Source organism: Dyella acidiphila, assembly GCF_014863405.1.
Lineage (GTDB): Bacteria > Pseudomonadota > Gammaproteobacteria > Xanthomonadales > Rhodanobacteraceae > Dyella_B > Dyella_B acidiphila.
Genome location: NZ_JACZZA010000001.1, coordinates 736,398 through 756,642 on the forward strand (window position 1 = coordinate 736,398; position 20,245 = coordinate 756,642).

Annotated in this window: 17 protein-coding genes; 7 read left to right on the plus strand and 10 right to left on the minus strand. The window is 62.1% G+C overall.

Annotated elements, in window-relative coordinates; all coding sequences use genetic code 11:
- Window positions 1-185: 185 nt before the first annotated feature.
- Entirely contained in the window at window positions 186-974 is a 789-nt protein-coding gene (locus IGX34_RS03370) for a TatD family hydrolase (RefSeq protein WP_192554236.1), read from the plus strand.
- Window positions 975-1,102: 128 nt separating this feature from the next.
- On the opposite strand, the gene IGX34_RS03375 is transcribed toward IGX34_RS03370, so the two are convergent.
- From IGX34_RS03375 to IGX34_RS03390, 4 genes are all read right to left on the minus strand, one after another.
- On the minus strand, window positions 1,103-1,639 hold the full coding sequence (locus IGX34_RS03375) for a pseudouridine synthase (RefSeq protein ID WP_192554237.1): 537 nt from the start codon (window positions 1,637-1,639) through the stop codon (window positions 1,103-1,105).
- 13 nt (window positions 1,640-1,652) lie between these two features.
- Complete coding sequence (locus tag IGX34_RS03380; RefSeq protein ID WP_192554238.1) at window positions 1,653-2,549, minus strand: class I SAM-dependent methyltransferase; 897 nt, start codon at window positions 2,547-2,549, stop codon at window positions 1,653-1,655.
- 278 nt (window positions 2,550-2,827) lie between these two features.
- Window positions 2,828-3,490 carry an NYN domain-containing protein gene (locus IGX34_RS03385; RefSeq protein WP_192554239.1) on the minus strand — a complete coding sequence of 221 codons (663 nt, stop codon included), beginning with the start codon at window positions 3,488-3,490 and terminating at the stop codon, window positions 2,828-2,830.
- 175 nt (window positions 3,491-3,665) lie between these two features.
- A complete protein-coding gene (locus IGX34_RS03390) occupies window positions 3,666-4,589 on the minus strand; it encodes a LysR substrate-binding domain-containing protein (protein ID WP_192554240.1) in 924 nt (307 codons plus the stop codon).
- A 98-nt stretch (window positions 4,590-4,687) separates the two neighbouring features.
- Between IGX34_RS03390 and IGX34_RS03395 the strand changes: the two genes are divergently transcribed.
- Together IGX34_RS03395 and IGX34_RS03400 are read left to right on the plus strand one after the other, a co-directional pair.
- Complete coding sequence (locus tag IGX34_RS03395) at window positions 4,688-4,873, plus strand: hypothetical protein (RefSeq protein ID WP_192554241.1); 186 nt, start codon at window positions 4,688-4,690, stop codon at window positions 4,871-4,873.
- A 57-nt stretch (window positions 4,874-4,930) separates the two neighbouring features.
- Window positions 4,931-5,881, plus strand: coding sequence for an aldo/keto reductase (locus tag IGX34_RS03400; protein ID WP_192554242.1), 951 nt, complete (start codon window positions 4,931-4,933; stop codon window positions 5,879-5,881).
- Here IGX34_RS03400 and IGX34_RS03405 read toward each other — a convergent pair.
- The 6 genes from IGX34_RS03405 to IGX34_RS03430 all read right to left on the minus strand — a co-directional run bounded on the left by IGX34_RS03405 (window position 5,878) and on the right by IGX34_RS03430 (window position 11,962).
- Window positions 5,878-6,237, minus strand: coding sequence for a J domain-containing protein (locus tag IGX34_RS03405; protein ID WP_192554243.1), 360 nt, complete (start codon window positions 6,235-6,237; stop codon window positions 5,878-5,880). The genes IGX34_RS03400 and IGX34_RS03405 overlap by 4 nt on opposite strands.
- Window positions 6,234-6,953, minus strand: a complete 720-nt coding sequence (locus IGX34_RS03410) for a hypothetical protein (protein WP_192554244.1) — start codon at window positions 6,951-6,953, stop codon at window positions 6,234-6,236. The genes IGX34_RS03405 and IGX34_RS03410 overlap by 4 nt, the downstream gene beginning before the upstream one ends.
- Window positions 6,950-7,816, minus strand: coding sequence for a DUF2167 domain-containing protein (locus tag IGX34_RS03415; RefSeq protein ID WP_192554245.1), 867 nt, complete (start codon window positions 7,814-7,816; stop codon window positions 6,950-6,952). The genes IGX34_RS03410 and IGX34_RS03415 overlap by 4 nt, the downstream gene beginning before the upstream one ends.
- 71 nt (window positions 7,817-7,887) lie before the next feature.
- A complete protein-coding gene (locus IGX34_RS03420) occupies window positions 7,888-8,901 on the minus strand; it encodes a TraB/GumN family protein (protein WP_192554246.1) in 1,014 nt (337 codons plus the stop codon).
- A gap of 344 nt (window positions 8,902-9,245) precedes the next feature.
- Window positions 9,246-9,548 (minus strand): type II toxin-antitoxin system RelB/DinJ family antitoxin, encoded by a 303-nt coding sequence (locus IGX34_RS22315; RefSeq protein WP_192554247.1) that lies wholly within the window; start codon window positions 9,546-9,548, stop codon window positions 9,246-9,248.
- 188 nt (window positions 9,549-9,736) lie between these two features.
- A complete protein-coding gene (locus IGX34_RS03430; protein ID WP_192554512.1) occupies window positions 9,737-11,962 on the minus strand; it encodes an NADP-dependent isocitrate dehydrogenase in 2,226 nt (741 codons plus the stop codon).
- A 296-nt stretch (window positions 11,963-12,258) separates the two neighbouring features.
- Here IGX34_RS03430 and IGX34_RS03435 point away from each other — a divergent pair, with 296 nt between their 5' ends.
- The 4 genes from IGX34_RS03435 to IGX34_RS03450 all read left to right on the plus strand — a co-directional run bounded on the left by IGX34_RS03435 (window position 12,259) and on the right by IGX34_RS03450 (window position 20,219).
- A complete protein-coding gene (locus IGX34_RS03435; RefSeq protein WP_192554248.1) occupies window positions 12,259-12,666 on the plus strand; it encodes a hypothetical protein in 408 nt (135 codons plus the stop codon).
- A 94-nt stretch (window positions 12,667-12,760) separates the two neighbouring features.
- Window positions 12,761-13,126: a hypothetical protein gene (locus IGX34_RS03440; RefSeq protein ID WP_192554249.1), complete on the plus strand. Its 366-nt coding sequence runs from the start codon at window positions 12,761-12,763 to the stop codon at window positions 13,124-13,126.
- Between the two features lie 621 nt (window positions 13,127-13,747).
- Window positions 13,748-16,864: a TonB-dependent receptor plug domain-containing protein gene (locus IGX34_RS03445; RefSeq protein ID WP_192554250.1), complete on the plus strand. Its 3,117-nt coding sequence runs from the start codon at window positions 13,748-13,750 to the stop codon at window positions 16,862-16,864.
- 253 nt (window positions 16,865-17,117) lie between these two features.
- Window positions 17,118-20,219 (plus strand): TonB-dependent receptor domain-containing protein, encoded by a 3,102-nt coding sequence (locus IGX34_RS03450; RefSeq protein ID WP_192554251.1) that lies wholly within the window; start codon window positions 17,118-17,120, stop codon window positions 20,217-20,219.
- Window positions 20,220-20,245: the final 26 nt, after the last annotated feature.

Genomic DNA, 20,245 nt, shown 5'->3' on the forward strand with positions numbered 1-20,245 from the left:
AAAACATGTCCCTGCCAGCCACACATCCCCTTCATGTCGGCAGGCGAATCCCATTCGTAACACATCCGCAAAGCGGCTGGCGAGCCTTGCTTTGTAAGCGCATCCATGGATGCAGTGCCGGTTCATGCGGCGGCTGGGCGATGCGCTCAAGGAATGGGACAATAAAAACTTAAAAAGGGTTCTCCATGCAGCTTGTCGATATCGGGGCCAATCTCACCCACGAGTCTTTCCGGCACGATTTCGATGCCGTGCTCGACCGTGCCGCCGCGCACGGTGTCACTCATATGCTTGTCACCGGTGCGTCATACGACGGTAGTGAACACGCACTGCAACTGGCCCGCAGCCATGCGGGACGCCTGTATGCAACAGCGGGCGTGCATCCACATCATGCTATCGACTACAACGATGTGACTGATGCAAGACTGCGCGACTTTGCGAAATTATCCGAAGTGCGCGCCGTCGGCGAAACCGGCCTGGACTATCACCGCAACTATTCGCCGCGCGATGTGCAGCTGCAAGTATTCGAGCGCCAGCTGCAGATCGCCGTGGATGCCGGCAAACCATTGTTCCTGCACCAGCGTGATGCGCATCACGATTTTCTCGCCTTGCTCAAGCGCTACCGTGACAGGGTTCCCGCAGCGGTGGTGCATTGCTTTACCGACACGCGCGAGGCATTGCTCGATTACCTCGCACTGGATTGCCATATCGGCATCACCGGCTGGATCTGTGACGAGCGTCGCGGTACGCATCTGCGCGAGTTTGTGCGCGAGATTCCGGCCAACCGGCTGATGATCGAAACCGATGCGCCCTATCTGCTGCCGCGCACGGTGCGGCCGCAGCCCAGCCATCGGCGCAATGAACCGATGTATCTGAGGCATATTTGTGAAGAGATTGCGCGCGATCGCGGCGAACCGGTGGATGTGACGGCGGCCAACAGTACGGCGGCGGCGATGGCGTTTTTTGGGTTGGCGTGACGCTCATCCATTCCTGGCTTGCCAAATACCCCAACGAACCGCGCCGTCATTCCCGCGAAAGCGGGAATGACGGCGCGGGGTATGGAGATCAGGCGAGGCACCGGTCTTGCGGATAGCGAAAAGCGTCATCAAGCCTTCAACACCCGCACCTGCCCTGGCAATAAATCTTCCAGTGCATACGCCCCGATCCGCACACGGATCAGACGCAAGGTAGGAAACCCCACTGCCGCAGTCATGCGACGCACCTGCCGGTTGCGCCCTTCGCGCAAGCTGATCGACACCCAGCTGGTAGGGATGCTTTTGCGAAAGCGCACGGGTGGATCGCGCGGCCAGAGCCATGCAGGCTCTTGCGCATGCTCGACCGCGGCTGGCAGCGTCGGCCCGTCGTTCAACGCCACGCCGCGGCGCAGTGCCTGCACGGCGTCGTCGCTGATCGCACCGTCCACCTGCACCAGATAGGTCTTGGGCTGCTTGTGCCGGGGATCGGTCAGCCGGTGCGCCAGCACGCCGTCATCGGTCAGCAGCAGCAGGCCTTCGCTGTCGTGATCCAGGCGGCCGGCCGGATACACATCCTTGTGCGGCACGTAGTCGGCAAGCGTGGGACGGCCGTCATCGGTGGTGAACTGGCACAGCACACCGAACGGCTTGTTCAGTGCGATCAGCATGCGTAGCCCCTGCTCAATGGGCAGTGGCGTCCGCTTTCGCCGCCGGGGCCTTGCCCTCTTTCACGAAGCGCAAGGTCATGCGATCGGATTCGCCGATCGCCAGGTACTTGGCACGGTCCTGGTCGCCCAGGGTGAGGGTCGGCGGCAAGGTCCATACGCCCTTGGGATAATCCTTGGTGTCCTTGGGATTGGCGTTGATCTCGCTTTGCGCGTCCAGCTTGAAGCCGGCATCGGTGGCCAGCTTGATTACGTAGTCGGTCGGCAGGTAACCCGAGGCCTTGACCGCATCGAGGCTGGCGCCCGCGGCAGCGCGGTGATCCACCACTCCCAGCGTGCCGCCCGGCTTGAGCACCGCGTAGAACGCCTTGAACATCGCCGGTGCGGTACCGGCCATGGTCCAGTTGTGCACGTTGCGGAAGGTCAGCACCATGTCGGCCGAACCGGGGGCGCCGAACACCGGCGTCTTGGGATTGAAGGTAGCGATGCTGGCCTTGCCGTATTCGGCGGGATCGGCGCTGAACTTGGCGTGCAGCGAGGCGGTGTCCTGCTTGCTTTCCGCATCGTTGCTGGCCGCCACGGCGGCAATGTAGTGACCGTTGTCGCGCAGCAGCGGCGCCAGGATTTCGCTATACCAGCCGCCGCCCGGGGTGATTTCGATCACCGTCTGGTCGGGCTGCAGGCCAAAGAACTGCAAGGTGGCCTTGGGGTGGCGATACACATCGCGCGCCTTGTTGTGCTCCGAGCGCCACGAACCGGCCAGCACGGCATCCAGCTGGTTGGCGGTGAAGTCGCTGGCACTGGTCGGCGGCACCAGGTCGCCGGACGGCTGGTCCTGCGCCACCTGCTGCGCATAGGCCGTGCCGGCCAGCAACAGAGCGGTGGACAATCCGACGGCAAGCCTGATCTTCATGACGACTCCTTCAACGCGCCCGCGGCGACATGCCGCCGGTCACATGCAGCGAATGGGTGATTTTACGATTAGTTTACGACCGTTGCGTTAGGGGCGTGCGAACTGTTTGCGCGCTCGGGTGCCTTTCCCCTTGGGTCGAGGGTTAGGCGAGGGACAGCCGCAAGCGATATTGCGTTGAAGAACGGCGCGCCCGGATGCAGCTCTGTCGCGAGCGCGCCCCTCACCTCAATCCTCTCCCCGGGGGGAGAGGAAGCGAACGCGAAGAGCACGCTATTTCATTAAAACGGGCGGGGGCAGACTGACTGCAAGCCGTCGATATGCTCATGCAGATCCGGCGCAATGCCCTGCCACATCGGATCCAGGATGAAGTCGATGCCCTCGTAGCGCGCCAGCTTGGCCGCCGGGATAAAGTCCGCATCGCCCGCGACCAGGATGATCTGGTCCACCTGCCTTTTATAAGCCAGCGCTGCGATATCGATGCCGATCTTCATATCCACCTGGGTCTGGCGCATATCGGGCTCGAAATGCTCGTCGCCCAGCTCATCCCAATACAGCGATTCGTCGCGCAGTTGCTGGTAGGCCTGATGCTTGAGCTTCCACTCGCCACGATCGGCCAGCCGTCCCAGGCGCAGCGCCATCTTGCGCTGACGGCGCAATTGATCGTGCAGATCGCGCCGGAACCCCGCGGCGGCCGTGCGCGCGAAATCGATGCTTTCGCCGCTGACCGGCTTTACCAGCACCTTTTCCAGCGGCGGGCAGTCGTAGAAGAAAATGCGATATAGCGCCTCGCGCGGCCGATCCAATGCCTTCAGATGTTCCAGCGCCATGCCGAACACGGTCTTGGCCACAGTACGTGCGTCATTGACATCACGATCGCCCCAGACCTTGCGATAACGAGCGAGAAAAAAAGCACCGTCGACGAGAATGGCGGTACTCGGCATGGAAAATCCTTATTGAATTGTCACGGATTGGGTGTGCGACGCCGGCAAATAGCGGGCGGCGATCCACTATTTTATGTCAGTTACCAGATTATTCGTCACGATAACGTCATCACGCTTAGCGAAATACACCGCCACATAGAGACATGCATCGCACAGCAAGAACCTGCCGAAAGCATCAGGCCGCATCGTCTTCGCACGGCCACTGCGGCATTTGCTGGCAATACGCCTCCGCCTCGCCAAGCACCCATTCGCGAAACGTGCCCAAGCCGCGGTGATCTTCCGAGCGTGGCGGATACACCAGGTAATACGCTTCCGGCTCGGGCACCGGCAGATAGCGATCGCCCAGCACCACCAGCCGGCCGGCATCGATCAGCGACTTGGAGGTGACCATGCGTCCCAGCGCTACGCCCAGGCCTTCCAGCGCGGCATGCCGCAACGATTCCACCGTATCGACATGCGCCACATAGCGGCGCGGCGGCTCGCCGCCGTAATGCGCGAACCAGTCGTTCCAGCGATTGTTCGGATTGGGATCGCCGAGCAACGGCCATGCCGACAGATCGAGCGGATCGGCACCCTGCATGCGCGCCACCAGCTCGGGCGCCGCCACCGGCGCCAGCCATTCGCCGAATAGTCGCTCGGCATGTACGCCCGGCCATTGGCCCTTGCCATAACGCAGGGCGACATCCACCGGTTCGCGCTCGAAATTCACCAGCGTAAAACTGGATTGCAGATTAAGTTCCAGTTCCGGATGCGCCGCAAGCAAGCGCGGCAGGCGCGGCATCAGCCAGCTCGAAATCATGCCGGGACTGGTGCTGAGGGTGAGCGCCTCGTGGCGCCGCTGGCGATAGCGCGACAGCGCATGCTCGATGCCGTCGAAATGGTCGCCGACCGCTTCCAGCAGGCTGCAGCCCTCCACCGTCAGCGTGACGCCGCGTGGACCGCGCTCGAACAAGCGCCGTTCAAGGCGATCCTCCAGCTGGCGCATCTGGTGACTCAATGCGCTCACTGTGAGATTGGCCTGATCGGCGGCGCGCGAGAGATTGCCCAATCGCGCCACCTGCACGAATTGCTGCAACAGACTGAGCGGCACCCGACTCATCTTGAATATCCCTCAAACCTGGCTTGCGAATATATCGCTTTTGCGTGCCGGGACCGCCCATTACCTTGAGCACACCCCAACCCGACTAGGAACCTGCCATGCGCTCGCCATGGGTAGATCTGTTGTTCCTGCACGGCCACGCCAGCCCCGGCACGCTCAAATGGTTGCCCGACGAAACCGCCGCCTGCCGCTGCCAGACCGAACAGGTGCAGGTGGACGTGGCCCTGCTGCCCTTGCCGGCCTGCACGGAACATCGCGCGGACTGCGACCCCTGCTCGGCTTGATTCCCGCGCTGCGCGACCCAAGTGGGAAAGATCACGCATCATCCGAGGATCTTTCCCATGCAGCATCGCCTACTCGGCCGCTCCGGCCTTTCCGTCGCGCCGCTCGCTTTCGGCGGCAACGTGTTTGGCTGGAGCGCGGATGAAGCGCGCTCGTTCGAGCTGCTCGATGCCTTTGTCGAGGGCGGCTTCAATCTGATCGACACCGCCGACGTCTATTCGGCCTGGGCGCCGGGCAACCGCGGCGGCGAATCGGAAACCATCATCGGCAAGTGGCTCAAGCGCAGCGGCAAGCGCGCGCAGGTGGTGATCGCCACCAAGGTCGGCAAATGGGTCGAGCACAGCGGTCTTTCGCCGGTCAATATCCGCACCGCCGTCGAAGGTTCGCTCAAGCGCCTGCAGACCGACCATATCGATCTGTACCAGGCACATGCCGACGATGCCAGCGTACCGCTCAGCGAAACGCTGGGTGCCTTTGCGCGGCTGATCGAGGAAGGCAAGGTACGCGCGATCGGCGCGTCCAACTACAACGCCGACCGGTTGGCCGAAGCGCTGAAGGTATCGCAGGAGCATCGGCTGCCGCGCTACGAAAGCCTGCAGCCGGAATACAACCTGGTCAGCCGCAAAGGCTACGAGCAAGCGCTGGAAGCGCTGATCCGTGCGGAAAACATCGGCGTGATCGGCTATTACTCGCTGGCCAGCGGCTTCCTCAGCGGCAAATACCGCAGCGAAGCGGATTTGTCCAAGAGCGCCGCGCGCAGCGGCGCCGTGCGCAAATATCTCAACGACCAGGGACAGCAAGTATTGGCGGCACTGGACCAGATCGCGGCCGCGCACCAGGCCACACCGGCGCAGGTGGCACTGGCGTGGTTGATCGCACGCCCCGGTGTCACGGCACCGATTGCCAGCGCTACCAGCGTGACGCAATTGCAGGAATTGTTCGGCGCGGCAAAGCTGTCGCTCAGTGCAGCCGAGCTAGCGGCGCTGGATAGCGCCAGCGCGGCGTTCTAGCGCGCCGGCCATGCCGGCGGCTTGCGCAGGCGCACAGCCGCGTCATACGCCGCGTTGATTTCCTTGCAGCGGGCTTCCGCCAGTTGCCGGATGTCGTCGCCCATCTGCGCCACCTTGTCCGGGTGGTATTGGCTGACCTTGACGCGGTAGGCGCGCTCGATCTCTGCCAGCGCAGCGTTTTCCGGCACTTCCAGCACCACATACCACGGCGGAGTATCCGGCAGGCGCTCGGGCTGCCGCGCTTCCTCATGCAGCGGTTCCGTGGAGGGAGCCCCGTGCGGCGAGAGGTAATTGCTGACCAAGCGATAGCCGAACAGCAGGCCGGCGGCGATCACCACGATATCCACGGCGGTCATCGATGCAGTTCCTCGAAAGCGGCCAGGTAAGCCGTCAAAGTATGGGTCGCTGCGTCGCCAGGCTCGACGAAGCCCAAGCTGGTATGAATGCGCTGGCGCAGAATGACGGTCAGCTCGGCCAGGGCCGGCGCCGGCAGGCTTTTCGCAACCGTGCGCAAATCCACATCGAGCTTTTGGCGCAGGCCGATCTTGCGCACGATGTTCAGCGCGAACGGTGCGCACAGCAAGGCGTCCAGCGCGATCGCCGCCACCGCCCGGCCGGATAGATTCAAAGCTTTGCGATGGCGGTAGACCTGCAGCAACGCCAGCACGATCACGGCATAGACCAGCGTGATCCATGCCAGCAACACGTCGAGCCGGCCCGACACGAACAACACGCACGGCAGGCCGGCGCCGAACAGGATCAGCAGCACCAGCACCCATGGCGCCACCGCTGTCAGACCGATCCGCACACGGCGATTACGCATGGATTGCGGCTCGTGCGCATACACACCTTGTTGCGGCCAGCTCAACCGGAACAGCGGCTGATGCGGCAGCCAGGGCGATGGCAGCAACACATGCCGTCCGCCCAGCTCGAGCCCCGATCCGGCCGAAACCCGATAGCTGCCGCCCGCTCCGATCAACACAATCTCGTTGTGATAGAGCAGCAAGGCGGAGTCGTACAGATACAGCGCGACGACTCCGCCCAGCAACAGCAGCCCATCGTGCAGGCTCATCGTGCCTGCGGCTTTTTCTTGAACAGATTCTTGAACCAGGCCGTCAGCGCAACAAAGCCGGCCAGCACAAATTTCCACGCCGCCACCAGGAAGCCGCCGATCACCGTGAACAGGCCCTTCTTGGCCGCCACCGCCAATGCGCCGCCGGTAATCAGTGCCGCCAGCCCATACTCGGCCACGCGGTCGCCAGCGCGGTATTCGGCATAGCTCTCGCCTGCGGCGTATTGGAAACCGGGCAGCGCGCTCTTGAAGTCCGCGATCGAGGTTGCAAGCCGCTGCGGCTCCGTCACCACCACCACGTCCATCACGCCATGGCGGCCCAGCAGGCGCGTGTTGTAATTGACGACGTGCTCGTGCGTCTGCGCGTCTTCCAGCAGGATCGACCAGGCCAGCGATTTGATCTGCGTGTCGTATTCCGGCTTGGCGCTCCAGCCGAGCACGTTCAGCTCGGACCAGCCGCGCTCCCTGCGCTGCTTGTTGCCGGATTCGGTGCCGTCGCGATACGACTGCAGGATCGCATCCGGATCGAGCTTTTCATCGTCCTTGACGTAGCCGATGTCTTCGTAAGAAAAAAAGGCGATCCAGGCCAGGTTCTTCGGCGCCAGCGTATAGACGTCCGCATGCACCGGCGGATTGTGCAGAATTTCATTGAGCGAGCGGCTGCCGGCCGGCCCCAGAAAGGCGTAGCCATCCGGGACATTCAAGCTTGCGCGATCGCCGAGCTTTACCGTGTCGGGCCCCATCTGCCAGGGCAGCGAAGCCAGCGGATTGCGCTGGGCCGGTTGCGGTTGCTCCTGCGCCCACAGCGTTTGAGCGGCGCATGCCAAAAGCAGCGCCGTAAGCGCCATCAAAACCTTCTTCATTTCCTTCCCCTATGCCGAGTGGTTCCGTGCACCCCACGCCACTCTAGCAGGCCGCCAAGACGGCGTCAGGGCTACTGCTCGTCGGGTGCCTGCACCGTGTAGCCCTTGGCTTTCAGGTCGGCCAGATAACCGTCGGGTGCCAGCACTTCACCCATCGGCAGCAGGGCAAAACTCTGGGTGTTGTCGGCCAGCGCCTGCTGCGCGGCAGCCAGCCAGCTGCCCTCGATCCGCTGCGGCAGATCGTGCAAGCCCAGTTCCTCGGCGAAGTCGGCGTTCACCACCGCCACCACGCAGGACTCATGGCGATCGCGCAGGGCAAGTCGCTGCAACGTTTCCACATCGCCGGTCGACCAGGCATTAGCGCGCTCGGCGAGGCCGCCCATGTCGTTCTGCACCAGGTCCAGAGTCTGGTTGAAACAGCTGATATCGTGCAGGTTGGTCTGCTTGATCTTGTTCAAGGCATCGCGCGGATGCTCGATCACCAGCCGGTATTTCACCGACTCGTGCCGCACGCCGTGCGCATCGGCCATCTTCTCCACCGTCTTGCCGATATCGTTGGCATTGGTAAGGCCGGACTGATCCAGCGCCTTTTCATACAGCTTCAGCGCCACGAACAACGGGCGCCAGTATTCGATGCCACTGTCATGCCCGATGTACTTCTGTTTCAACGCCTGCCATTGCGCATACATCGCCGGCGGCAGGATCTGCTGCAAATCGGCCCCATCCGGATTCTTGCGCGCGCTATAGGCCGACGGCAGCAGCATCAGCTTGCCGAAAAAACCTACGTCCGCCTTGACGTTCGCCCCCGGCAAGCCCAGCAGCACCTGCGAATGCGCCAGCACATCCTCCACCTGCGCCGAATGCCACTCCATATGCTTGGGCAGCGGCGTGACCGTGCCCAGCACCCACATCACATGATCGCCCTTGCTCACCTTCCACAGGCCCGGGCCGGGCTGTACGCCGGTGACGGTTACCGCTTGCAGCAGGGGCGCGTGAATGCTCGACGAGGAGGGTGGTGCCGATTGCGCCCAGGCAGGCGTCACCGTCAGCAGTAACAGCAAGCCAGCAGCCATGGGAATGCGCATACGGAACTATTCCTCGCCTTGATCCGAAAACAACTGATTAGTTGGTTAGCCCTTATGGACCGCATCGTCAGGCCATAGTTGCGCCTCGTGCAGGACACGCAGCAGGCGCACCACGTCCTCGATCAGTTTATAGATAACGATGTAAGGGGTGCCTGGATGACCAGTTCACGTGTTCCACGTACCCGACCGGCCCGGCCGCTCTGAGGAAATCGGGCAAGCTGCTTGGTTTGTTTCTCTATCCGCTCATCGACGGACACCGCTGCATGGGGGGTTATCCGCTTCGATATAGCTGAAGATGCTATCGCGATCCATCGCGGCCAACTGCGTCCATTCAAGTCTCACACCTACCCTCGTCGTTTCTTGCGCAATGCCGCCGCTCGACGCTTGGCAAAGTGAGCATCCACATCCGCTGCCTTGATCGCCGGGCGCGGATCGTTCAACGCCTCCAGCACCTTGGCACGAAACCACGCATCATGCACTGACGGATCGATCGAAAAATCGAACGGCAAGGCACCTTCATTGGCCACTCGTGTAAGCAGAATGCGCACCGCGTCGGATACGGTCAGCCCCATGCTGTCGAGCACAGCCACCGCACGCGCCTTTACGTCAGCGTCAATTCGCGTCTGCACCAGCGCATTGGAAGCCATCACCGTTCTCCGTGACATGGGTCTTGGCAATTGTAATGCACTTGCATGACAACTCAAAAATCACAGCGACGATATCCCGCGTAATTCGCCGAAGCCGTGCCGCAAATGCAGTTGCGCACTGGATCGGCGATACAAACGAAAACGGGACCTTGCGGTCCCGTTTTCGCGCTCACCTGAAATCCGCCGACTTACAGCGCAGCCAGCGCCTGGTTGAAGGTCTCGCTCGGCCGCATGGCATCGGTCACCAGCTTGGTATCCGGATGGTAGTAGCCATGGATATCGTTGACCTTGCCCTGCGCGCCGTTAAGTTCGCCGACGATCTTCGCTTCGTTGTCGGTCAGCGCCTTGGCCAGCGGGGCGAACTTGGCCTTCAGTGCGGCATCGTCGTTCTGCTCGGCCAGGGCCTGGGCCCAGTACATGGCCAGGTAGAAGTGGCTGCCGCGGTTGTCGAGTTCGCCGACTTTGCGCGCGGGCGACTTGTTGTTGTCGAGGAACTTGCCGTTGGCCTGGTCCAAAGTCTTGGCCAGCACACGCGCCTTGGCGTTGTCGTAGCGGTTGGCCAGGTGTTCCAGCGACGCGGCCAGGGCGAGGAATTCGCCCAGCGAATCCCAACGCAGGCAGTTTTCTTCCAGGAACTGCTGCACGTGCTTGGGCGCGGAACCGCCGGCGCCGGTTTCGAACAGGCCACCACCAGCCATCAGCGGCACGATCGACAGCATCTTGGCGCTGGTGCCTAGTTCCATGATCGGGAACAGGTCGGTGAGGTAGTCGCGCAGCACGTTGCCGGTGACCGAAATGGTGTCCTGGCCCTTGCGGATGCGTTCCAGCGAGAACGTGGTGGCCTCGACCGGCGACAAGGTGCGGATATCCAGGCCGCTGAGGTCGTGGTCCTTTAGGTAACGCTCGACCTTGGCGATCACCTGTGCGTCATGCGCGCGCTGCTTGTCCAGCCAGAACACGGCCGGGGTATTGCTCAGGCGCGCGCGGGTGACGGCCAGCTTCACCCAATCCTGCACCGGTGCGTCCTTGGTCTGGCACATGCGCCAGATGTCGCCGGCTTCCACGTTCTGCTCCAGCAACACCTTGCCGTCGGTATCGGTGACGCGCACCACGCCATCGGCGGCGATCTGGAAGGTCTTGTCGTGCGAGCCGTATTCCTCGGCCGCCTGCGCCATCAGGCCCACGTTGGGCACGCTGCCCATGGTGGCCGGGTCGAAGGCGCCATGCGCCTTGCAGTCCTCGATCACCGCCTGGTACACGCCGGCGTAGCTGCGATCCGGGATGACCGCCTTGGTGTCCTGCAGTTTGCCTTCGGCATTCCACATCTTGCCGGAGTCGCGGATCATCGCCGGCATCGAGGCGTCGATGATCACGTCGCTGGGCACGTGCAGATTGGTGATGCCCTTGTCGGAATTGACCATCGCCATATGCGGGCGCTTGCTGTATTCGGCATCCACGTCGGCCTTGATTTCGGCCTGCTTGTCGGCCGGCAGCGCGCCGATGCGCGAGTACAGATCGCCGATGCCGTTGTTCGGATTGAAGCCGATGCTCTTGAGCGTGTCGGCGTGCTTGGCCAGCACATCCTTGTAGAACTCGGTCACCACCTGACCGAACATGATCGGGTCGGAGACCTTCATCATGGTCGCCTTCAGATGCAGCGAGAACAGCACGCCCTGCTGCTTCGCATCTTCGATCTGTGCGTCGATAAAGCTGGCCAGCGCCTGCTTGCTCATCACCGCGGTATCGATGATTTCACCGGCGGTGAGCTTGGTCCTTTCCTTCAGCACGGTGCTGCTGCCGTCCTTGCCGAACCATTCGATCTTGGCCACGGTGGGCTGCGCCACCACGGTGGATTTCTCGCTGCCGTAGAAATCGCCGCCGGCCATCTGCGCCACATGCGTTTTGGAATCGGCCGACCAGGCGCCCATCTTGTGCGGATGCTTGCGCGCGTAGTTCTTGACCGACGGCGGCGCGCGGCGATCGGAATTGCCTTCGCGCAGCACCGGGTTCACCGCACTGCCCTTCACCTTGTCGTAGCGGGCACGCACGTTCCAGTCGCTGACGTCCTTGGGTTCTTCGGGGTATTCGGGCAGCGCATAGCCCTGGGCCTGCAGCTCCTTGATCGCCGCCTTCAGCTGCGGCATGGAGGCGCTGATATTGGGCAGCTTGATGATGTTGGCGTCCGGCGTGGTGGCCAGCTCGCCCAGTTCGGTGAGGTCGTCGGAGATCTTCTGATCGTCCCGCAGGATGTCCGAAAACTGCGCCAGGATGCGGCCGGCGAGGGAAATGTCGCGCGTTTCCACACTGATGCCGGCGGTGCTGGTGTAGGCATTGATGATCGGCAGCAGGGAATGCGTGGCCAGATACGGGGCTTCGTCGGTCAGCGTGTAGATGATCTTCGGCGTTTGGGACATGGTCTGCATGGGCCTCTATGGCTACGGCATTCAAGGGGTATCGCGGCCGCGACGAACCGGGCGAAGGCGCCCGCGAAAGCTGCCCATTGTCGCGTTTTCAGCCCAAGGACGAAAGCGACACGGATCTGTCATGGAGAGCTTCCAGCATGGTCACCGCGCCGGCCAGGCCGGACGATATGGCGACTGGATCTTGGGACAGGCGCGCAAAATCCAAGTGCTTGCCCGGCTATCAGCGGCAAACGTACGCTTGCGTAGCGGCTCTCGCGGCGGCCCACTCACTCATCCAGAGGATCAGCATGTCCAAGCGTCTTGTCAGGATGGTTACCGTGATCGGCCTGGGCGCGCTGGCCGGGTGCGCGGCGCAGACCGACGTTCGCGGGGTCGCCTCGGCCCAGGTCATCGTGGCGCCGGCCAGCGATCATCCGGGCAATCGCGCGCTGAGCAGTGCGCAGGTAGCGGCGCTGTCGGCATGGATCAATGCGCGCGACGACTGGTCGGGCTATACCGCGGATATTCCGGATCATCCCATCCTCGAGGTGCAGATCCAGGGCGCCGATGGGCAAAGTTCGAATCTGATGGTCTATCAGCGCGACAGCGGCAAGATCACCGCCTATCTCTACCGCGGGCATCGCATCGCACCGATGGCACGGCATCTTTCGCCGGACGATCTGACGACACTGCAGTCGATCGTCAACAGTCCGTAATCTGCGCTGTCTTGTCGCGGCGTGCTGCGCATCCCGGACATGCGCCGGTGCATCGCGCTAGTATTCCGGCGCTATGCCTCGGAGGGGAGCCGCCATGAACGGATTGAGCCAGCGCATTGTCGACTACATCGCCGAACTGACGCCGCTATACACCTTCCAGTTCGCCGACGGCTGCGATTGCGCACTCTCGCTCAGCGACGGCACGTTGATGATGCCGGTGGACGAATCGTCCACCGCACGCGAGGAAGGATGGGTAGCCGTGCTGTGGCAGGGCGATGCGCAACGGCGCTCCGAAGTGCCCGGCCCCTTGCTGGCCTACCAGGCCGCGCTGCGTTGTGCCGAGCTGCACGGCATCGGCCGCCTGCCCGCCGAGGTGGCCGCACGCCGCCACCTGCTGCTGACCCGCCTGGGTGATATCTGCGGCGACCTGCTGCACATCGAAGCCGCCGTCCAGTTCTGAGCGCAGCAGAAACCTGCGAGCCGACATCCTGAACTTGCGCCGGCGGCAAGAAGCTGCGTGCGCAGCTGCTGCTGTGTCCGATTTTTCCAAGGCCAATAGAAAGACAGCCAAGCGTCAGCCAATAACCGGCGGCGTGACGTTTGTTCTATGCCTTTTGATATACCAAAACTAAATGGCGGATTAATTTCCTGCGTTTAACTTTCTTCTGGCTGACAAATACGTCCGCAATTAAAAAATTTCCGTCAATAAATAATAAATTAGATCTTTAGACACTCGATTTCGCGCGCCAGCTCGTATATCACTCATGCTCGAGTGCGGCGTTTATGTTCGTCGCCTTCACGTCAACGCAGCTTGGACTGCTTCACATGGCGTTGACGCTTGATGCACGTAACGAATGACTCACTTGCACGTAACTTACGGGCATAACTTTCTGATTTTCGTTTCGAATTTTCTTTACCAGCAACGAAAATCCTTACTGCTCGATTTTATGTGTGATTTTCGTGTATCAAGCACTTTACGGATTGCGGCAAACCCACATTGACGCAAATCCGGGGCAGTAAAAAACGGGGCAGGGATAAGCACACGTGTAATCACCATCACGTAAACCTGGGGAGTACGAACTTGAAAATTCAGCAGCAGAAAATCACACATGCGATACGCATGGCGTTGGTGTTGGGCAGCTATGGCTTGATATCCGTTGCGGCAGCGCAGACTGCCACGCCCGATCAACAAACGTCCCCCGCCGCGACATCGCAGCCAGCCACCCAATCGCAACCGCCCGCACCGCAAAACGGAACGCAGCCGGCGCCCAACAACAAGACCGTGACCCTGCAGGGCGTCACCGTTACCGGCTCGCTGATTCGCAGCGTGGACGTGGAAACGGCCCAGCCGGTCACCGAACTCTCGCATGAGGCGCTGCAGCAGCAGGGCTTCGTCAGTGTCGGGCAGATCCTGCAGAACGTGCCTTCGGTCGGCTCGGCCGGTACCAGCAACCAGAGTTCGCTGGGCGATATCGTCGGCCAGTACGCCAGCCTGCGTGGCCTGGGCGCGTCGCGCACCCTGATCCTGGTCGACGGCCAGCGCTACACCACCGACATCTTCGGCCAGACCGACCTCAGCACCATTCCCAGCTCGCTGATCGACAGCGTGGAAATCCTGCAGGACGGTGCCTCGTCGATCTACGGTTCAGACGCTATCGCAGGCGTGATCAATATCCACACCAAGAATGTGGATGGCCTGTACCTGGACACGTACAACAGCACCTATTCGCCGGGTGACTACGGCAGGCAAACGCAGTTCAGCCTCACCGGCGGCAAGAAGTTCTCGCGCGGCTCGTTCACCTTCAACATGACCGTGCAGAACATCAACCAGATCATGTCCAGCGACGGCTGGTTCAGCCATTACGGCTACGGCAGCTTCCCGCAGTATCCGCAGTCCATGCAGGCGTCCGACTTCGGCACCATTACCAGCGCCGTCAATGCCGCGGGCGGATCGCCTGCCGCGCTGGCCAATGGCCCGATCACGGTCAACGCCGGCCAGAACGGGATGAATATTGCGAACTACCATCTCAATACGTTCGGCGTGCAGTATCCGAGCCCGTATTTCAATAATGACTACGCCAATTCGGCGGGCCTGGAAACGCTCGAACCGGACAATCGCCTGCGGTCGTACACCTTGAAGGGTGACTTCAAGGTGACCGATCACATCACGGCGAACTTCACCGGCACCTACAACACCAACAATGCCACCGACTATATCGGCGGCTATCCGCTGAGCTCGCTTACGCCCGCCAACGGCGTGAACCTGGCCAATGCGCTGGGCCTGCCGGCCGGCAGCCTCGGCAGCGCGTGGTTCCCCACGCTGTCGCCGAACGCCTATTACAACCCGCTGCCCGGCTACAACACGTCCTTCAGCCTGCCACTGCAGGATCCCAACCGCGTGACCGTCAACAACATCAAGCAGTACGGCTTCCGCGCCGGCCTGCAGGGTGACTTCACGCTGGGCGAGAACGAGTTCAACTGGGATGCGGGCTATAGCGACTACCACTACATCCAGGACATGGGCGGTGGCGGCAACCTCAACCTAGTGCATCTGTACAACGCCATCGGGCCGTCCTTCATGAGTGCTGGCGGCCAGGTGCTGTGCGGCACCCCGGGCAATGTCATCGCCGGCTGCGTACCGCTCAATCCGTTCTCCGGCTCCGGCGGCCTGACCCCGGCCGAGATCAACTATCTCAACTACGACTTCTTCACCCACTCGCAGAGCCAGCAGCGCCAGATCCAGGCGAACATCAGCGGCGACATGTTCACCCTGCCGCAGTCGCTGGGTGAAGGCGACGCCACCTTCGCCTTCGGCGTCGACCATCGCGACGTTTCCGGCAGCGTCACGCCCGATATCTACACACAGGAAGGCTTGAACACCAACCTGCAGCAGAATCCGGGCGAAGGCTCCTACGGCATCAACGAAGCCTATGCCGAAGTCAACCTGCCGCTGCTGAAGGATCTGCCCGGCGCGCAGCTGTTCGACATCGACATCTCGCACCGCTTCTCGCACTACAGCAACTTCGGCACCACCAATAACAACTCGTACAAGCTCTCGTACAAGCCGATCGACGACTTGCTGGTACGCGCCAGCTACGGCACGGGTTTCCGCGCCCCGTCGATTTCCAACCTGTACGGCGGCACGATGCAGAGCTTCACCAGCTACACCGATCCCTGCGACGTGACCTACGGCTACACCTCCAATCCGGTGGTGGCGCATAACTGCGTGGCCGGTATCGACGGTATTCCCGGCGTCGGTGCGAACTTCCATCAGCTCAATGCGAACGGCGTGCCGGTCTCCGGTCCGTTCTCCACCAGCACCACGCCGTATTTCACCGGTGCCAACCCCAACCTGAAGCCGGAAACATCCAAGAGCTACACCGCGGGCATCGTCTACAGCCCGAGCTGGTTCAGCGGCTTCAACGTGACGGTCGATGGCTACCGCATCCGCGTCAACAACATCATCACCCTGCCCTCGGCCGAGAGCATCCTGCTCAACTGCTATCAGTTGAACGAAGCCGACCAGTGTTCGCAGTTCGAGCGTTCCGGCGCCAACGGCCAGGTGATCAACCTGCTGCAGGCGGTGGTGAACGAGGGCTTCGTGGATGAGCGCGGCACCGACGTGGGCTTGAGCTACCTGTTCCCGGATACGCCGGTAGGCAAGTTCAAGATCGATACCACCGGTACTTACATCAGCTCGCTCAAGGAAGAGAGCTCGCCAGGCAGCCCGGTCTCCTGGAATCTGGGCACCTACGATCCGATCCTCGGCCCGGTCTGGCGCTTCCGCGACACCACCAACCTCAACTGGAGCTGGAACAACTTCAGCGCCACCTGGACGGTGCGCTACTTCTCGTCGCTGCAGGAATCCTGCCACGGCGACAACGCGGACTTGCAGATGTACTTCCCGTGCACCGATCCCAACGGCAACGTGCAGGGCGCATCAAGCGGCCTGTATCGCCAGGGTGCGCTCGCTTTCAACGACCTGCAGGTCAGCTGGAAGGCACCGTGGAAGGGCCAGATCTCGTTGGGTGCCACCGACGTCTTCAACCGGCATGCCCCGCTGACCTACACCGGTGCGGAAAGCGTGATCGGCCCGCTGGGCCCGACCGGCACGGACGGCTATACGGCGTTCGCCTACAACCCGCAGTACGACATCGGCCGCGTGGTGTATCTGAAGTACTCGCAGCAGTTGTTCTGAGCAACCGGCTTCGGCCGGACCGCCCGATGATCGAGAACCCCGGCTACGCCGGGGTTCTTTTTTTGCGGCCGGGACCGGCAACAGCTGAATTGGCACTGCGAAATTCCGCGCAATTGGTGCTCGATTCCGCCTAGGTCCCGCGTATATCAAGGATTCAAGCTGCGGCGCCCCCACCACCGCAGCCAGGGGAACGTGCGCCCGAAAACCACGTGGTGCAGGCGTGAGCCGCACCTAACAACATCGGGAGACCACCGTGAATACACCACAGCTCAAGATCGCGCTGGCGATCCGTACCGCTTTGGCGCTGGCCGGGCTTGCCCTGACTGCCACCTCCACCGCACAAACCACGCCTGCGGCTCCCCCGCAAAGCACACCGCAGCAACCGGCCACGCCACCGCCGCCGCCCAACAAGACCGTCACCCTGCAAGGCGTTACCGTGACCGGTTCGCTGATTCGCAGCGTCGATGTGGAAACCTCGCAGCCGGTGACCGAACTTTCGCATGAAGCCTTGCAGCAGCAAGGTTTCATCAGCGTCGGCCAGATCCTGCAGAACATCTCCTCGGTCGGTTCGGCCGGCACCAGCAACCAGAGCGTGCTGGGCAATATCGTCGGCCAGTACGCCAGCCTGCGCGGGCTCGGCGCACCGCGCACGCTGGTGCTGGTGGACGGGCAGCGCTGGACTACCGACATCTTCGGCCAGACCGACCTGAGCACGGTGCCAAGCTCGATCATCGATCATGTGGAAATCCTGCAGGACGGCGCCTCGGCCATCTACGGCTCCGACGCGATCGCCGGCGTGATCAACATCATCACCAAGAAAGATTTCGACGGCGTGCAGCTGGATACGTACAACAGCACCTATGCGCCGGGCAACGACGGCAAGCAAAGCCAGTTCAGCCTCACCGGCGGCAAGAAGTTTTCGCGCGGCTCGTTCCTGGTGAACATCACCGTGCAGAACCAGGACGCACTGAATGCCAACGATCGCTGGTACAGCCAGTACGGCATTGAAAGCCTGGGGCCGAATTATCCGCAGACGCAGGGACCGTCGGACTACGGCCAGATCATCGGCGCCATCAATCCGCTGACCGGCGCGGCAGAGAACCTGCCGCAACTGCAAAATGCGCTGGGTGCGCCGATGATCGTGAATCCTGGCGGCGACGGCCGCAATATCGGCAACTTCCATCCCGATACCTTCGGCATCCAGTATCCCTCGCCCACCTTTGCACAGGACTACACCAACGCCGCGGCGATGAATACGCTGGTGCCGAACAGCCGCCTGCGGTCGTACACGCTGAAGGGTGATTACAAGCTCACCGACCACATCAGTGCCAACTTCACCGGCACCTACAACACCAACGATTCCACCGTGATGATCGGCGGCTATCCGCTGGGTTCGAACACCGTGGTCAACGGCAACAACCTCGCCGCGGCGCTGGGACTGCCTGCCGGCACCTTCCCGCAGAGCTATCTGGAAAGCCTGTCCGCGCAGAGCTATTACAACCCGCTGCCGGGCAACAATCTGCAATTCCTGCTGCCTTTGATCAGCCCCAATCGCGTGGCCGACAACAAGATCAAGCAGGCCGGTTTCCGCGTCGGCCTGGAGGGCGACTTCGCCCTCGGCGAGCACTTGTTCAATTGGGACGCCGGCTATAGCGATTATCGCTACGACCAGTCCAGCTTCGGCCCGGGCAATCTCAATATGGTGCATGCCTACCTGGGCTTGGGACCGTCCTTCATGGACGGGTCCGGCCAGGTGGTATGCGGCACGCCCGGGCATGTGATCGCCGGCTGCGTGCCGATCAATCCGTTCTCCGGTGCGGGCGGATTGTCGCCGGCGGAAATCAATTATCTCAATATCGTGGCCGGCACCCGTTCCTTCAGCCAGGCGCGCAATCTCAGCGCCAACCTCAGCGGCGACATGTTCACCTTCCCCGATGTGCTCGGCGCGGGCGATGCGACCTTTGCGGTGGGCGCGGACCACCGCGATATCTCCGGCGGCGCCACGCCCGACTTCTATTCGCAGCAAGGGCTCAATACCAATCTGCAGCAGAACGCCGGCGAGGGCTCGTATGGCATCAACGAGGCGTATGCGGAAGTGAACCTGCCGCTGCTGAAAGACATGGCTGGCGCGCAGTTGCTGGACCTTGACCTGGCGCATCGCTTCTCGCACTACAGCAACTTCGGCGATACCAACAACAACCAGTACAAGCTGTCGTGGAAACCGGTCGACGATCTGCTGGTGCGCGCCAGCTATGGCACCGGCTTTCGTGCGCCCTCGATCGCCAATCTCTATGGCGGCACCATGCAGAGCTTCACCAGCTATACCGACCCCTGCGACGTGAACTTCGGGCTTACCGGCAATTCGGCGGTGGCCGCGCGCTGCGTCAACGGCTACGGCGGCATTGCCGGGGTCGGCCCCGGCTTCACCCAGCTCACCGCCGGCGGCGCACCGGTATCCGGCGCCAACGCGATCGCCGCCACGCCGTTCCTGGCCGGCGCCAATGCGGCGCTGAAGCCGGAGACCTCCAAGAGCTACACCGCCGGCTTCGTGTACAGCCCGAGCTGGTTCGACGGCTTCAACATCACGGCGGATTTCTATCGCATCCGCATCGACAATGTGATCACCCTGCCCACCGCCAGCAGCATCCTCGACAACTGCTACCTGCTGGGCATCACACAGCAGTGCACGCAGTTCCAGCGCAATGGACAAGGCCAGGTAGTGAATCTGGTGCAGGCACTGATCAACGAGGGCTTCGTGGATGAGCGCGGCGAAGACATCACGCTGAGCTACCTGTTCCCCGACACGCCGGTCGGCAAATTCAAGATCGATACCAATGGCACCTACATCAATTCGGTACGCGAGCAATCCGCAGCCGGCGGCCCGGTGGTTTCCAACACGCTGGGCAGCTACGACACCGTGCTCGGCCCGCTGTGGCGCTTCCGCGACACCACCAATATCACCTGGCATTACGGCAGCTTCGGCGCCACCTGGACGATCCGCTACTACTCCTCGCTGACCGAATCCTGCCGCCAGGCCAATCCGTCGATGGACCTGTACTTCCCCTGCAACATGCCCGACGCAGACCTGGTCGATTCACCCACCGGCCTGCAGCGACAGGGTGCGCTGGCGTTCAACGATCTGCAGCTGAGCTGGGATGCGCCGTGGAAAGGGCATATCGCCCTGGGCGCCACCAATATCTTCAACCGGCGCGCGCCGCTGTCGTACCTGGGCGTGTTTTCCATTGCCGGGCCGCTGGGGCCGACCGGGACGGATGGCTATAGCCAATATCCGTACAACCCGACGTATGACATCGGGCGGGTGGTGTATTTGAAGTATGAGCAGAAGTTTTTCTAGGCGCGATCTGCCCCCTCCCCTACGTG